This is a genomic window from Streptomyces sp. N35 (assembly GCF_016464295.1).
Taxonomy (GTDB): Bacteria; Actinomycetota; Actinomycetes; order Streptomycetales; family Streptomycetaceae; genus Streptomyces.
The window spans coordinates 29,108-45,063 of the sequence record NZ_JAEIMH010000075.1; the positions used below are offsets into that span (position 1 = coordinate 29,108).

The window sequence follows — 15,956 nt, forward strand, 5'->3', positions numbered from 1 at the left end:
CGAGCGGGGGCGGCCCCCCCCCCGGGGGGGGGGGGGCCCCTTGGGTGGCAGGGGGGAAGCAGGGGCCCCGACCCCGTCCGTCTCCACTCGGCGCGAGGGGGGAACTACTCCGAGTGGAAGGTCACCGAGTCCACGTCGTACGGGCCGGCCTGTGGTGAGGTGAAGACCAGATACAGCTTGTGCGTCCCGGCCAGCGCCTCCACCGGCACCTTGACGGTGTCCTGGTAGATGTCCCAACCTCCCGTGTTCTGCACGGGGGTTGTGGCGAGCAGCCTTCCGTCGGGAGCGTCCGCGCGCAGTTCGATCGCGCCGACGCCGTACGGTGAGGACACCTTGTAGCTGACCGAGGCGATGCCCTCGACACTCATCGGTTCGAAGGCCACCCAGTCGCCGTTGCTGATGTCACCGATGCGCTTGCCGTTCTCGGCACCGGCCTGCGAGACGATCCGGGTCCCCGACTGGTCGTCGTAGTACTCGGCCTGCTTGTGCTGGGGGTGCATCACCGAACGGCCGTAGCCGGTCAGCGCGCTCGCGCCGTTGCCGCCCTTGTCCGTGTACTTGGCGTTCAGGACGTACGTGAGATCCGCGCCCTCGGGGTGACCGCCGAGGTCACCGGTGTCCACGGTGCCTTCGCAGCCGGGGATGTCGGTGGTCGGATGCTCGTGGTCGTCATGGCCCAGCGCCGGGTTCACGGTGACCTTGGAGCAGTCGATGGTGCCGTCCTCCGGGTCGGTGACCGTCACCTTGTACGGGATCTTGTCGCCGAACTGGATGAGCTTGCCGTCGACCGGCGTCTCGATCTTCACGACGGGCGCGGTGTTGCCGGCCGTGACGGGAATGTTGGCGAAACTCTCCTTGCCGGTGGAATCGGTGACCTTCAGCTGGGCGTTGAAGTCACCTGCCGTGGTGTACGTGTGGGAGGGGTTGGCCTCGGTCGAGTCGGCGGTGCCGTCTCCCTCGAAGTCCCAGGCGAAGGTGAGGGCGTCACCGTCCGGGTCCTTGGTGCCCTCGCTGGAGAAGTCCACCTTCAGCGGCGTGGGCCCGTTGGTGACCGAGGCCGTGGCCTTGGCGACGGGGCTGCGCTTGCCCTGGGCGTAGTCGATCCGGAAGAGACCGGAGTCGTTGTTGCCGCCGCCGAACTCCGAGCCCCATTCGAGGACATAGAGCGAGCCGTCGGGCCCGAAGGTCATGTCCATGGGCTTGGCGAACTTCATGGACGTGAACAGGTCGTTGATCTTGAGCAGCTTCTCGTCCTGGTCGAAGCGCATCTCCTTGACGTCGCCCCGCGCCCACTCGTAGAAGAAGCTCGCCCCGTCGAAGTACTCGGGGAACTTGGTCTCGGACTTGCTCTTGGCGCTGTACCGGTAGACCGGTCCGCTCATCGGCGCGGAACCGCCGGCGCCCATCTCCGGGAACTCCTTGGACTCGCCGTATCCGTACCAGACTTCGGGGAGCTGGATCGGCGGCAGGTCCTTCAGGCCGGTGTTGTTCGGGGACGGGTTCGTGGGCTTGGTGCAGTCGAACTTGGCGCCGACTTCCTGGGTGTCCGGGTTGTACGGCGCGTAGGCCTGGTTGTTGCCGTGACAGAACGGCCAGCCGAAGTTGCCCGGCTTCTTGATGACGTTGTACTCGACCAGGCCCTCCGGGCCGCGCTCGGTCGTCGGGGCGCCGCGGTCGGGTCCGTAGTCGGAGACGTGGGCGTAGCCGGTCTTCGGGTCGACGGTGAAGCGGAACGGGTTACGGAAGCCCATCGCGTAGATCTCGGGGCGGGTCTTGTCCGTACCCGGGGCGAAGAGGTTGCCCTTGGGAACGGAGTAGCCACCGCCGTCCTTGGGCTTGATCCGCAGGATCTTGCCGCGCAGGTCGTTGGTGTTGGCCGAGGTGCGCGCGGCGTCCAGGCGCTCCTTGCCGGGCCGCCAGTCGATGGGCGAGTAGCCCTGCCAGTCGGGGTCGAGGTTCGGCGGTACGTCGTCGCCGGTCGACAGGTAGAGCGTGCGGTTCGGGCCGAACTCGACCGCGCCACCGGTGTGTCCGGGCTCGGGGAAGGAGCGGTCACGGTAGGCGGGGACGTCGATCAGCTTCTTCTCGCTGGCGGCGTCGAGCTTGCCGTCCTTGATGGTGAAGCGCGACAGACGGTTGATGTCCTCGGTGGCACCCGCGGGTGCGTAGTAGAGGTAGATCCAGCGGTTGGTGGCGAAGGACGGGTCGAGCTCGAGGCCGACGAGGCCGTCCTCGCCGCCGGTGTAGACGTCGAGCTTGCCGGCCGTGGTGGTGGCGTGGCTCGCCGGGTCGAAGACCTTCACCTCGCCGCTGCGCTGGGCGTAGTAGACCTTGCCGTCCTTGGCGACGTCGAGCTCCATGGGGTCGGCGGTGTTGTCGTCGAGGGTGACCTTCTCGTACCCGTTCCAGACGGTGCCGCCGCAGTCGCCTGCCGCGGTGCCGGAGGCCCACTTGAGGCCGCCGATGACGTGGTCGCGGAAGTACGCCTCGGTGTAGGAGGCCTTGTCGTGGCCCATCGCGGTGGCCCAGACCCGCCCGCCCTCGGTGCCCCGGCACCAGGAGATCGGGTGGTCGGCGCCCATCGCGTCGCCGCCGGGGTTGTACGTGGTCTCGTCGGCCGTGACGAGGACGTGCACGTCACCGCGGGGGTTCTTGTCGAAGTTGTACCACTCCTCCGGGCGCTCCCAGCGCTGCGGAAGTCCCTTGGTGGAGGGGTGCACATGGTCGGCGACCTTTGCCGTGCCCTGGAGGACGCCGGGCGAGTGGGAGGGCATGTGCGCACCGGCGTTGATGGTCTCGTCCCACCACGGGAACTGGTCCTCGCCCTCGACGCCCATGTCGAGGGTGTTGTGGATCGCTACGACGCCCTTGCCGGAGCGTACGAACTTCTGCAGGCCCTCCTTCTCGGCCTCGGTGTCCCAGACCATGCCGGAGTTCTGCAGCATGACGATCGCGTCGAAGTCGTTCAGGGACGGATCGGCGAAGATCTTGGAGTCGGCGCTCTTGACGAGTTCGAAGTTGTTCTCGGCGGCCTCCTCCTCGAACATCTTGATGCCGTCGGGGATCGAGTCATGGACGTAGCCCACGGCCTCGGTGAACAGGAGGGCCCGGAAGGCGGGTTCCTTCCGGTCGATGATCTCGGCGGCGGCCGCGGGCAGGACGCCCGGAATCAGCAGCAGTCCGCTGAGCCCTGCGATGAGGCCTCGGCGCATTCTTCGGGTGTCACGGACATGACATCCCATGGGGATTCCTCTCTGTCGTAACGGCCATGCGGGGGTGCCGGATGTCAGAGCGGTGGTGCGGTGCCGGATGTCAGTGGGGTCGTATGTCGAGGGCCGGTGGCGGGTCAGGGGCGGTCGGCGAGGAGACGGCGCAGGAAGCCGAGGCCGTCGGTGGCGATGGCGTCCTGGGTGGGGGCGAGCGGCCGCCAGACGGAGGCGGCGACCGCGATGGTCGCGTTGTGCGCGGTGAACGACTCGATGCAGAGCGGCCCGTGGAAGTCCACCTCGTCCAGCGCGTCGAGGAAGCCGCCCCAGTCCAGATGGTCGGCCCCGGGCGCACCCCGGTCGTTGGCACACACCTGGACATGGGCGATCCGCCCGGCCGCCGTACGGACGGCCGAGGCGAGGGAGCGTTCCTCGATGTTCTGGTGGTACGTGTCGAGCGCGACGCCGATGGACCGCGCCGGCAGTCCGTCCAGGCCCTCGAGGGTCTGCTCGACCGTGTTGAACAGGCTGGTCTCGTACCGGTTGAGCGGCTCCACACCGATCCGGACGCCGGCCCGCTGGGCGTACTCGACGACGGGGGCGATGTTCTCCCGCCACTCCTCGTACGCGGCCTCGCGCTCACACCGGTCCATCCGCCAGGTCCGGCCGACCGCCGCGTAGACGGGCCCGGCCACCACGGGTGCGCTGATGGCGTGGGCCGCGTCGATACAGCGGCGCAGATAGTCCTGGGTGTCCCGTACCGTTTCGGCGCCGGCGCGCACGAGGTCGCGGTCCGGCGGCATCACGGCGATCACCGCGGCCGGACGCAGGCCGGTGGCCTCGAGGAGTTTGACGGCCGCGGCGGGCTCCCAGTCGTCGGCCTGCTCCAGGGGGAGTTCGACACAGTCGAAGCCCCAGCCGGCCAGGCGCGGCAGCACTTCGGCGAGTGCCGCCTGCCCGACCGGCGAGTGCCAGATCCACGGGTTCGCGCCGATCCTGCGTACGGAAGCGGAAGAACTCACTTGCCGCCCCACTCCTTCGGGAAGCCCGGCAGGTCCTCGCAGCCGCACATGGCGTAGTGCAGCGGTGGCATGCCCTCCTGGAGGTAGTCGTCCAGGTTCTCCTCGGTGACGGTGGGCTGCGGGAGCTTCCACTCCTTGGGCACCTGCTTGCCGGCGAGGATGTCCAGGGCGGCGATGACGGGCGTGCGCCACTGGAAGGTGGGGTAGGTCGGGGCGATCGCGGTGAGCTTCTTGTCCTTCCATGCCTTGAGGAAGTCCTGCTGGTCCTCGCCGGTGATCGGCGGGACGTCCACGCCTGCGTCCTCGAAGGCTTCGATGGCGGCGACGGAGGTGGCGCCCGCGTCCATCCAGACGCCGTCGATCTGTCCGTGCCGGGAGATGGCGTCGGCGACGATCGACTTGGTCTTGGCGGTGTCGCCCTCGGTGAACTTGATGTCCACGACGTCGAGTTCACTCTTGTCGAAGGCGACCTTGGCGGCCGACCAGCGGTTCTCCAGGACGTCCACGCCGGGTGAGATGCGCAGGGCGAGGATCTTGCCCTTGGGCTCGACCTTCTCGACCAGGAAGTCGGCGGCGACCGAGCCGTATCCGTATCCGCCGATGGGGTTGATGAAGGTGACGGGGCAGTCGGTCTGCACTCCGCGGTCGAAGACGATCACCGGGACCTTGGTGCAGGCGGCCTCGACGGCCGGGGTGAGGGTGGCGGTGGTGTTGGGCGAGACGATCAGTGCGTCGCAGCCCTTGCCGGTGAGTTCCTCGATGTCGGAGATCTGCTTGTCGTCCTTGCCCTGGGCGTCCAGGACGGTGAACTTGGTGATCTCTTTGTGGAGTTTCACCTCGGCCTGCATGTTCTTCAGGCCGACCTGGCGCCATGGGTTGAAGACCCCGGCGTTGGAGAAGCACAGGTGCGTGCCCGCGAGGCCGCCCTTCTTCTTGAACTCCGCGGTGTCGCGCATCTCGGGTTCGAGCATCTGCACCCAGGGCTTGTCCGCCGGTCCTTCGGGCGTGACGTCGGCGAGCTTGATCTGCCGGTCGTACTCGGCCTGTTCGAAGAACTTGGACTGCTCGGTGGCCTTGTCGTCCTGGCTCTTGGAGGCGGAGGCGCCGGGCGAATCGGGCGGTGCGTCGCTGGAGCAGGAGGCGAGCAGGATGGCGGCGAACAGGGCCGCGCCCGGCGCGAGGAGTCTGTGCTTCCTGAGGGGTTTCATGAGGGTGTCCCTCCCGAGGAGTGGGAACGGCGGCGGATACGGGACCAGTTGGCGGCGCCCAGACCGACGGCGGCGATGACGATCACGCCCTGGACGGTGGATTCGAGGGCGCCGGAGACGCCTTGGAGGTTGAGCAGGGTGAACAGGGCCTGCAGCGAGAACGCGCCGGCCATGGCGGCCACGACGGAGCCACGGCCGCCGCCCAGCACCACTCCGCCGAGCACGACGGCGGTGATGGCTTCGAACTCCAGGCCGCGTCCGGCCTGTGCGGAGACTCCGGAGAAGCCGCCGACGAGGATCGCGGCGAGCGCGGCGGCCACCCCGGAGAGCACGAAGGCGAGCACCCGGACGCGGTGCACGCGTACACCGGAGAGCGCCGCTGTGCGCTCACTGTCGCCCGTGGCGATCAGGGTGCGGCCGAAGTCGCGGCGCATCAGCAAGACGGCGAACGCGCCGACCGCGAGGCAGACGAGTACCGCCCAAGGGAGCCAGCCGAAGGCGGAGTGGCGGCCGAGCGCGCGGAAGTCCTCGGGCAGGACGCCCTTCGGTGAGCCGCCGGTCCAGTAGAAGACGGCGCCTTCGAGGATCAGCATCATGCCGAGCGTGGTGATGAAGGAGGGGACGCGCAGTGCCGTGGTGATCAGCCCGTTGGCGAGGCCCACGATCGCGCCGCCGAGGACCAGGGCGAGGCTGATGAGGAGCCAGTGGGATTCGGCGAAGGAGCCGTACAGCTCGGCCGCGACGACGACACCGGCCGTGACGATGGCGCCCACGGACAGGTCGAACTCGCCGCTGACGATGACCAGGTACTGACCGGCGGCCAGGATCACCAGGGGTGCGGCGCGTTTGACGAAGGCGAGGAAGCGGTCGAGTTCGTAGAAGCTCGGGTCGGTGATCGCGATCGCCAGGAGGAGCACCACGAGCAGGGCGTACACCGGGATGCCGGTGCCGAGGGCGGCGACAATGCGCTTGTACGGCGCGGGGGTTGATGTCGCGCCGGTCGGTGTCGTGGTCGTCATGCGGACCTCCTGCCGCGCCGGGCGTACAGGGCGACGGCGGCGACGATCACGACGCCGCGTACGACATTCTTGAAGAAGGGGTCCACGGAGAGCTGGTTGAAGACGCTGTCCAGGACGGCGAGGATCAGCACGCCGCCGAGCGTGCCCGCCACTCCCCCGCGCCCGCCCGCCAGCGCCGTGCCGCCGAGCACCACGGCGGCGATCGACTCGAGGTCGTAGCGCGCTTCGGTGCCGGCCCAGGGGGCGCCCGCGCCGAGCCGGGAGGCGAGGAAGAGGGCCGCGGCGCCCACGCACAGGGAGCAGATGATGTGGGCGATGATCACGGTGCGGCGGGTGCGGACGCCGGAGAGCCGGGCGGCGTGTTCGTCGCCGCCGGTGGCGTACATGTGATGGCCCAGCCTGGTGCGTCGGGTGAGGAACCAGGCCGCGGCGGCGACCGCGGCGAGCAGGAAGATCGAGACGGGGATCGGTCCGATGCGGTCGTAGCCGAGGTGCCGGAAGGAGGAGGGGACCTGTCCGGCGGGGCCGGTGTAGTTGTCCTCGATCCAGCCGCGCAGGATGAACGCCGTGCCGAGGGTGGCGATGAAGGCGTTCACCTTGAGCCCGGTGACGATCAGACCGTTGGCGAGCCCCACCGCGATGGACAGGGCGAGTACGGCGAGGATGCCGGTGACGACGCTGCCGTCCTGCATCGTCTCGGCGGCCACGAGAGTGCCGAGGCTGATCAGGTACGCGACGGAGAGGTCGAGGGAGCCGGTGAGGATCACCGCGCTCTGGCCGACCGCGACGAGGCCGAGGGCCACGCAGTTGGACAGGATCGTGGTGAGGTTGGCGCGGGCGAAGAAGCTGCCGCCGTCGAGCGTGACGATCAGCCAGCCGAGCACGATCACCACGGCGGCCGCGAGCCAGACGCCGACCGCGGGATCGGTGAGCTTCGTGCGGCGCCGGGACGGCTCGGGCTTCAGCACGGACGGGGCCAGTACCGTCGGGGTCATGCGGCGTCGGTCCCTTCTTCGGCGGGGCCCGTGGCGAGGCGCATGATGTCCTCCTCCGAGGCGCCGGCGGGGAGTTCACCGGCGAGCCCGCCGTCGCTCATGACCAGAATGCGGTCGCTCATGCCGATGAGTTCGGGCAGTTCGGACGAGATGATCAGGACGGCGAGTCCTTCCTCGGCGAGTTCGCGTACGAGGGTGTGGATGGCGGCCTTGGCGCCCACGTCGACGCCGCGGGTGGGCTCGTCGAAGAGCAGCACCGCGGGTCCGGCGGCGAGCCATTTGGCGATGACGACCTTCTGCTGGTTGCCGCCGGACAGGAACTGCACCTGCTGGTCCGGGCCGCCGCGCGCCTGGAGCCGTACGCGCTCGAGGAGGTCCGCGAGGTCGCGTGCGGCCGTGGCGCGCTGCTGGCCGGGGACGGCGCGGGTGACGAGCAGGGCGTTGTCGCGTACGGACTGGCGCAGGGCGAGGCCTTCGCCCTTGCGGTCCTCGGTGACGAGCGCGATGCCGGCACGGATGGCCTCGCGGGGGTTGCCGGGCCGCAGCTTCCGTCCGCCGACGGTCATGTCACCGGCGCTGAACGGTGCGGCGCCGAACAAGGCGCGGGCAAGGGAGGTCCGTCCCGAGCCCTGCAGTCCGGCGATCCCGGTGACCTGGCCCGCGCGCAGGTCGAGGTCGATGCCCTTGAGCCGCTTGTTCGTGCCGCCGCGCAGGGCGAGTGCCACGTCACCGGCCGCGTCCGACGAGGCGCGCGGCGGGTAGTACGCGCTGAGGTCGCGGCCGACCATGGCGCGCACGACCGCGTCCGTGTCGGTAGAGGCGGTGGCGACGGTGGTGATGTGCCGCCCGTCCTTCAACACCGTGATGCGGTCCGAGAGTTCGAAGACTTCGCGCAGCCGGTGCGAGATGTACAGGATGCCCAGGCCGCGGCCGGCGAGCCGCCGTACGAGGTCGTGCAGGAGCCGTGCCTCGCGGTCGGCGAGCGGTGCGGTCGGCTCGTCCATCACCAGGACCCGGACGTCGGAGGCGAGCGCCTTGACGATCTCGACGGTCTGCCTGCGGGCCACGGACAGCTCGCGGATGTGCGTCCGCGGTGAGATACCGGTTTCTCCGAGCTCGGCGAGCAGCTCACCGGTGCGCCGCTCCATGGCGCGGCGGTCCACCAGGCCGAAGCGGGTGGGTTCGCGGCCGAGGAAGACGTTCTCGGCGACGGTGCGGTGCTCCAGGAGCGCGAACTCCTGGTGGATGATGCCGACCCCGGCCGCCTGTGCCTGCTGGGGGTGGGTGAACGCGTGGGCGGTGCCGTCGAGTTCGATGGTGCCGGAGTCCGGGATGTGCTCCCCGGCGAGCACCTTCATCAGCGTGGACTTGCCCGCACCGTTCTCGCCGACGAGGGCGTGCACCTCGCCGGCGGCCAGGTCGAGGCCGACGTCGTGGAGCACGCGGACGCCGAGAAAGCTCTTGGACACGTTCCGCATGGTCAGCAGCGGGGCTGCTCCGCCCGGTGGCTGCGGTGACTCGCGTGTGGCCGGCATGCGCGGGGCTCCTTCGGCAGACAGCGTTTTCTGCACACCATCGCGGAGCAATGTCCTGGCACCGCTTTTTCCTGTCAAGGGTCCAAGCACCGTTCTGCACAAGGTTCTTGACGGTGACTTAGGTCGATTGCCGAACAGATGGAGCCTTGTACGCAGCAGAAGTGGACCTCTATGGTGACGGCATGCCGACGGCCCCCGATGTGTCCTCCGCCTCCGCGGGCGACGTGCTCGCGCTCATCCGCTCCGGCTCGGTGGAGACCCGGGCCGATATCGCGCGCCTCACGGGTCTGGCGCGCTCCACGGTGTCGCAGCGCGTGGACGCGCTCATCGCCCACGGCTTCGTCGACGAGGACAACGCGGACGGCGGATCCACCGGCGGACGGCCGCCGCGCCGCCTTCAGCTGCGTACCGGCGAACACGCCGTCGCGGGCGTCGACCTGGGCGCATCGCACTGCCGGGTCGCCCTGCTCGATCTCACCGGCGCGACGCTCGCCCAGCGCGAGGATCCGCTGTCGATCGCGGACGGTCCGCAGGCGGTACTCGGCCATGTCGAGAAGACCCTGCACGCGCTGCTGAAGGAAGCGGACCACGCCCCGCAGTCACTGCAGGCGATCGGGGTCGGCGTGCCCGGCCCGGTCGAGTTCACCACGGGCCGTCCGGTCGATCCGCCGATCATGCCTGGCTGGCATCAGTACCCGATACCGGAACTCTTCGACGACCGCTTCGGCGTGCGCGCGCTCGTCGACAACGACGTGAACGTCATGGCACTCGCCGAGCAGCGCCTCGCCTTCCCCGAAACCCGCTACCTGCTGTACATCAAGGTCGGTACGGGCATCGGCTGCGGGATCATCGCCGACGGCCGCCTGCACCGCGGGGCGCAGGGCAGCGCCGGCGACATCGGCCATATCCGCGTGGCGGACGACACCGAGCCCTGCCGCTGCGGCAATTCCGGCTGCCTGGAGGCCGTCGCGGGCGGCGCGGCACTCGCGCGCAGGCTCGCCGAGCTCGGCCTTGACGCGGCGAGCGGCAGTGATGTCGTACGCCTGGTGAAGTCCGGCAATCGCGACGCCGTACGCATGGTCCGCGAGGCCGGACGGGCCGTGGGCGAGGTCCTGGCCGGTCTGGTGAACTTCTTCAACCCGGACACGGTGGTGGTCGGCGGCGCGCTCGCGGCCGTGCACGACCAGCTGCTCGCCGGGGTGCGCGAGGCGGTCTACCGGCGCTCGCATCCGCTGGCCACGCACGTACTGCGGATCGAGCCGAGCCGTACGGGAGAGAACGCCGCCGCTGTCGGCGCGGGCATCCTTGCGATCGAACACGCCCTCTCACCCGATCAGGTGGACCGCACCCTCGCCGCCACCGCCGGCTGACCACATGCCGAGACGTCCGGCCCACCGCGGGACCCCTCATTCTCCCTGCTCACCAGGGCACATTGGTCCAATCCACTGACGCATCGCAGGCCGCCGTGCCACCACGCCGGAAACCGCCGAACCCCGCGCTGACATGGGAAATCCCCTTTGCTGTCGCATGATTGACGGATCGTCGGGCAAGCGATACCACTGACCTCGCCCGGCCCCGTACGCCCCAAGCGCGCCCTTGGCGCCCCACCGTCCCGGAGGCTGCTTTGCGACGACGACCCGATGCTGCACAGACTTCTGCCCCTCGCAGACGGCTGCCCAGAACGGCGGGTGCCCTCGCAACGGCCGCGCTGCTGCTGCCCCTCGTGGCGGCGGCCCCCTCCGGCGAGCAGAGCGCGGCACCGTCCGCCCGGCTGCAGGGCGCGTTCAGCGCGGCGGCCGCCGAGTACCAGGTGCCGCAGAGCGTGCTGCTCGGCGTGTCGTATCTGCAGTCCCGCTGGGACGGCCACGCCGGAGCGCCGAGTGTCGCCGGCGGCTACGGCCCCATGCACCTGACGGACGCGGCCACCGCGCTCAAGGCCGAGGCACCGCATCACAGCCACGGTGACGAAGACGCGCGGGGGGACGCCTCCCGCCCCGCGCGCGTACCCGAGGCGGAGCTGCCGGACGCCTCCGAACTGCCCGCACGGCTGCGGACGTTGACCCGCGCCGCCGAGCTCACCGGCATCTCCTCCGAGGAACTGCGCACGGATCCGGCGGCGAATCTGCGCGGCGGCGCGGCGCTGCTCGCCGACGCGCAGAAGAAGGCCGGCAAGCCGCTCAGCGCCCATCTGGCGGGCTGGTACGCGGCCGTCGCCAAGTCGGAGGCCAAGGCCTACTCCGGCGCCGACGACGAGGCCACGGCCGCCAGTTACGCGAACGAGGTCTTCGCCGTGATCCGCGACGGCGCCACGCGCACGACGGACGCGGGCCAGCGGGTCGCCCTGGAGGCGACGCCGGCCGCCGCACCGGACGCCGCACAGCTCGAAGCGCTCGGTCTTCGCCGCGCCGCGAAGGGCGAGACGGACTGTCCGCCGACCATCGCCTGCGAGTGGATCCCCGCTCCGTACAAGGAGTTCGGCGAGGGCGACTACGGCAACCACGACAAGGCCAACCGGCCCGAGGACCAGTCGATCGACTACATCGTGGTCCATGACACCGAGGGCCGCTGGGACACGGTGCTCAAGCTGGTCCAGGACCCCACGTACGTCTCCTGGCAGTACTCGCTGCGCGCGACCGACGGGCATATCGCGCAGCATCTGAAGCTCAAGGACGTGGGCTGGCACGCGGGCAACTGGTACATCAACAGCAAGTCCATCGGCCTGGAGCACGAGGGTTTCCTCACGCAGCCCGACACCTGGTACACGGAGGCGATGTACCGGACCTCGGCGCGCCTGGTGAAGTACCTCTCCAAGCGGTACGGCATTCCGCTGGACCGTCAGCACATCCTCGGCCACGACACGGTGCCCGGGCCGACCGCGGGCACCATTCCCCAGATGCACACGGACCCCGGCCCGTACTGGGACTGGCAGCACTACTTCACCCTGCTCGGCAAGCCGTTCCACCGCAGCGCAGGACCGTCGGGCGGTCTGGTGACGATCCTGCCCGAGTACGACGAGCACAGCCCCGAGTTCACGGGGTGCACGAAGGCCGGCGAGAAGTGCCCGGCGCACGGCTCCAGTGCGGTGCGGGTGTACACCGAACCGCGTGAGGACGCTCCACTGATCAAGGACATCGGTCTGCGTCCCGGCGGCGGCCCGTCGACGATCGGCGTGAACGACCTCGGCTCGCGGGTGTCGACCGGCCAGCGCTACGCGGTCGCGGAACGCAAGGGCGACTGGACGGCGATCTGGTACCTGGGGCAGAAGGCCTGGTTCAAGAACCCGAAGAAGCAGCCCACGGCGGTGGACGCGGCGGGTCTGGTGATCACGCCCAAGGCGGGTCGCGCGGACGTGCCGGTGTACGGACGCGCCTACCCGGAGGCGGCGGCGTACGAGGGGACGGGCATCGCGCCGCAGCCGGTGTCGGCGCTCCCGTACAAGCTGCTCGCGGGGCAGGAGTACGCGGCGGGCGACAAGACACCCGGCGAGTACTACTTCGCGCCGGTGTTCGACACCAGCGGGCACAAGGTGGTGCGGGGCAAGGACGAGTACTACGAGATCCAGTTCGGGCACCGCGTGGCGTTCGTGCGGGCGGCGGACGTGGATGTGAGGCCCAGCAGCTGAGGCGGCCGAGTCGAGGGGGCCGTGGCGTGTGCCACGGCCCCCTTTCCGCTGCTAGCCAAGTACGTACCGCTCCCCCGCCCGCGCCTTGAAGGTGCGCTCGCCGCCGTCCAACAGGCTGCTGCGGACAGTGAGTTCCCGGGTGCGGGCGGCGTGCAGCACGATGCGGGTGGCCTTGCCGCCGGCCCAGGCGATGTCGACGGTGACGCCGCCGCGCGCCCGCAGTCCTCGGACGGAGCCCTCGGGCCAGGAGCCCGGCAGCGCGGGCAGGATGTCGATGACGTCGTGCTGGCTCTGCAGCAGCATCTCCACCACGCCCGAGGTCGCTCCGAAATTGCCGTCGATCTGGAACGGCGGATGGGTGTCCCAGAGGTTGGGCAGCGTCGAGTGCTTGAGCTGCTCGGCCAGCATGGTGTGGGAGTGGTCGCCGTCGCGCAGCCGGGCCCAGAAATTTATCTTCCAGGCCTTCGACCAGCCCGTACCGCCGTCGCCGCGCGCCGTCAGCGACACCTTCGCGGCTTCGGCCCACGCGCTGCCCGGCGCTATCTGACGGCCCGGGTGCAGGGCGTACAGGTGCGAGACATGGCGGTGCTCGTCGGCCGGGTCGTCGAGGTCGGCCTTCCACTCCTGCAGCTGTCCCCAGGAGCCGATGCGCAAGCCGGGGTCCAACTTCTCCAGTGCGGTGGCCAGTTCGTCGCGGAAGGCGCGGTCGTCGCCGAGGGTGCGGGCCGCTTCGAGCGTGTTGGTGAACAGTTCGTGCACGATCTGCTGGGACATCGAGGCGCCCGCGGTGAAGTCGCCGTGTTCGGGCGAGTAACTGGGCGAGACCACCGCCGTGTTGTCGCGCGGGTCGGTGTGCAGGTTCGCCAGCCAGAAGCGGGCCGCCTCCTTGAGCACCGGGTAGGCGGTGGTGCGCAGATAGTCCGTGGAGCCGCCGAAGCGGTAGTGCTCGTACATCTGCGAGGTGAGCCAGGCGGCGGCCTCCGGGAACCAGAAGGACGTCGCCCAGTCGTGCACGCCCGTGAAGCCGTAGGTGTTGGTCTCGTTGTGCACCACCCAGCCGTCCGAGCCGAACATCTCGCGTGCGGTGGTCCGGCCGGGCGGGACCAGCGCCTGCACGAAGCGGTCGTACGGGGCGGTCGTCTCGGCCAGGTTCGCGGCCTCGGCCGGCCAGTAGTTCATCTGCAGGTTGATGTTGACGTGGTAGTCGGCGCTCCAGGGCGGGGTCGTGCTGTGGTTCCAGACGCCCTGGAGGTTCGCGGGCAGCGATCCGGGGCGCGAGGAGGCGATGAGCAGATAGCGGCCGTACTGGAAGAAGAGCGTCTCCAGCGCCCGGTCGGCCGCGCCGGCCCCGCCCGTGTACTGCGTCAGGAGCTGGTCCGTGGTGACCTCCGGCAGTTCGGCCGCGAGGTCGAGGGCCACGCGGCCGAACAGGCTGCGGTGGTCCTCGATATGGCGGGCGCGCAGCGCCGCATGGCCCCGGCCGGCGGCGCGTTCCAGGGTGCGGCGGATGCGCCGCGCCGGGTCCTGTCCGCGATAGGCGGGGTGGATGTCCGCGTAGTCGGTACCGGCCGCGAGGACGAACCAGGCGCTGTCCGCTCCGGTGACGGTGAGGGCGCCGTCGGGGCCCGCGGTGACGGTGCCGCCCGTCGTGCGGACCGTGAGCCGGGCCTCGAACTTCAGGCCGTTGTCCGCGAGGGCGCCGCGCACGATGAGCGTGCTCCCGTCGGCACTTGCCGCGTAGTCGGCGCGGGGTGATGTGTAGCGCAGGGTGAAGGCGACCTGGCCCGGCCGGTCGGCGGCGAGGCGTCCGACGATCACCCCATCGGGGTACGAGACGAAGAACTCCCGCTCGTGGCGCACCTGTTGATGGGTGTACGTGACGGTCGCGAGGCCCGTGGCCAGGTCCAGCGCCCGGCGGTACGAGGCGTCCGGCGCCGTGGGGGCGTCGGGGATGTCGAGGTACAGGTCGCCGAAGGTCTGGTAGGCGCCGAAGCCGCGGCGGGGCTGGCCGAGCTTCGCCGTGACGGTGTCCGGGTCGAGCCTGCCCTGTTCGTCGAGCAGGCGCTGCACCTCGGCGAGGGCGCCGGGGCGCGGCTCGCGCCAGTCGCCGTGGTCGTATCCCTGCCGTGAGCCGGGGCCGCCGGTCCACAGGGTCTTCTCGTTGAACTGGAGCCGTTCGCTCGCGAGTGTGCCGAAGACCATCGCACCGAGTGCGCCGTTGCCGATGGGCAGTGCCTCACGTTCCCAGTCGGCGGCGGGTGCCGCGTACCAGAGCCGTAATTGATCGGATGAGTCCTCGGCGGCGTGCGCTTCTCCGGCCAAGGCGCCGGTGGTCGCGGCTGTCGCCAAGCCGCCCAGGGCTAAGGCGCCGGCCCCGCCGATGGCCGACTTCATGGTGGTTCTTCGGGAAATTCCGGAGGTACCTGAGGGCGCCGAGGGCGAGGGGTCGGATGGCGCTGAGGGAGATGCAGGCATGGATGACATGCCCCCGGACGCTAGAGGTCCGATGACTCGGCTACAAGGGTGCGTGCAGCATCAGGTGCCCCGCCGGGCACGGTCCCCCGGGAGCGGCCCGGGCTCAGCCCTGCTGGAACAGCTCGGCGGGCAGCGGCTTGAGCAGCGCGTACAGGTCGTCGGTGATGGGGCGGTCCCAGGCGGCGATGGTCACCAGGACGTTGTCACTGCGGTCGAACTGGACGCAGGAGATACGGCTCTCTGAGAGCTTGAGGCGGCGCACGATCAGCAGGTTGTCCCCCTGCATCACCGGCATGTCCTCGGTCGAGACGACCTCGACCTCCTCCTCGTTCTCCAGCGCGAGCAGCAGCTGGGCGACCTCGAAGGGCACCTGCTTCTCGCCCAGCTCTCGGGCCGGGGAGCCCTCGGGGAGATTGCCGATCACCATCGCGGGGCCGCGGCCGCCGAACAGGTCGTAGCGCAGGAAGACGCCCTGGCAGCTGCCGTCGGGAGCGGGCAGCAGACCCGCGCCGAGATTGCCCGGCCAGTCTCCCGGGTCCATGGCGAGGACGTCGAAGTCCGGCCCGGCGGGGGTGGGGGCGCTGCGGCGGCGGAGGAAGGACATGCGCCCATGGTACGTGGCCGCGGACCGTTCCTGACGCCGGGGACCGGGCCGCTGCCCGGCCGCCGCAAGGGTGTCGCGGAACTGATCTGCACCCTGTTCACACCCGGTCCTGCGGCACCTGCCCGAGGGCCGCGCCCAGACCGCCGAGGTCGGTGCCGACCTTGCGGAACACGGCCGACAGGAGGCGCCCGGCGGCCGGCTCGTCCAGGCCGAGCTCCTTGCCGATGTCCGCGGTGGACGCTCCCCGTACGGCGAGCGCGGCGGCCGTCC

The 15,956-nt window shown here is 70.1% G+C and carries 10 protein-coding genes; 2 read left to right on the forward strand and 8 right to left on the reverse strand.

Features of this window, described 5'->3' with window-relative positions:
- Positions 1–104: 104 nt before the first annotated feature.
- From JAO81_RS31940 to JAO81_RS31965, 6 genes are all read right to left on the reverse strand, one after another.
- On the reverse strand, positions 105–3,212 hold the full coding sequence (locus JAO81_RS31940; RefSeq protein WP_233416214.1) for a ThuA domain-containing protein: 3,108 nt from the start codon (positions 3,210–3,212) through the stop codon (positions 105–107).
- Between the two features lie 134 nt (positions 3,213–3,346).
- A complete protein-coding gene (locus JAO81_RS31945) occupies positions 3,347–4,228 on the reverse strand; it encodes a sugar phosphate isomerase/epimerase (protein WP_199551457.1) in 882 nt (293 codons plus the stop codon).
- Positions 4,225–5,436 (reverse strand): ABC transporter substrate-binding protein, encoded by a 1,212-nt coding sequence (locus JAO81_RS31950; RefSeq protein ID WP_199551458.1) that lies wholly within the window; start codon positions 5,434–5,436, stop codon positions 4,225–4,227. Before JAO81_RS31950 ends, JAO81_RS31945 begins: the two co-directional genes overlap by 4 nt.
- Positions 5,433–6,455: an ABC transporter permease gene (locus tag JAO81_RS31955; RefSeq protein WP_199551459.1), complete on the reverse strand. Its 1,023-nt coding sequence runs from the start codon at positions 6,453–6,455 to the stop codon at positions 5,433–5,435. Before JAO81_RS31955 ends, JAO81_RS31950 begins: the two co-directional genes overlap by 4 nt.
- On the reverse strand, positions 6,452–7,450 hold the full coding sequence (locus JAO81_RS31960) for an ABC transporter permease (RefSeq protein WP_233416215.1): 999 nt from the start codon (positions 7,448–7,450) through the stop codon (positions 6,452–6,454). The genes JAO81_RS31955 and JAO81_RS31960 overlap by 4 nt, the downstream gene beginning before the upstream one ends.
- Complete coding sequence (locus JAO81_RS31965; protein WP_199551471.1) at positions 7,447–8,937, reverse strand: sugar ABC transporter ATP-binding protein; 1,491 nt, start codon at positions 8,935–8,937, stop codon at positions 7,447–7,449. Before JAO81_RS31965 ends, JAO81_RS31960 begins: the two co-directional genes overlap by 4 nt.
- 230 nt (positions 8,938–9,167) lie before the next feature.
- On the opposite strand from JAO81_RS31965, the gene JAO81_RS31970 reads away from it, so the two are divergent.
- Positions 9,168–10,355: an ROK family transcriptional regulator gene (locus JAO81_RS31970; protein ID WP_199551460.1), complete on the forward strand. Its 1,188-nt coding sequence runs from the start codon at positions 9,168–9,170 to the stop codon at positions 10,353–10,355.
- Between the two features lie 302 nt (positions 10,356–10,657).
- Entirely contained in the window at positions 10,658–12,607 is a 1,950-nt protein-coding gene (locus JAO81_RS31975) for an N-acetylmuramoyl-L-alanine amidase (RefSeq protein ID WP_374194379.1), read from the forward strand.
- 51 nt (positions 12,608–12,658) lie between these two features.
- Here JAO81_RS31975 and JAO81_RS31980 read toward each other — a convergent pair whose 3' ends face one another.
- On the reverse strand, positions 12,659–15,001 hold the full coding sequence (locus JAO81_RS31980) for a glycoside hydrolase N-terminal domain-containing protein (RefSeq protein WP_199551462.1): 2,343 nt from the start codon (positions 14,999–15,001) through the stop codon (positions 12,659–12,661).
- Positions 15,002–15,185: 184 nt separating this feature from the next.
- A complete protein-coding gene (locus JAO81_RS31985; RefSeq protein WP_199551463.1) occupies positions 15,186–15,686 on the reverse strand; it encodes a hypothetical protein in 501 nt (166 codons plus the stop codon).
- Between the last annotated feature and the right edge of the window lie 270 nt (positions 15,687–15,956).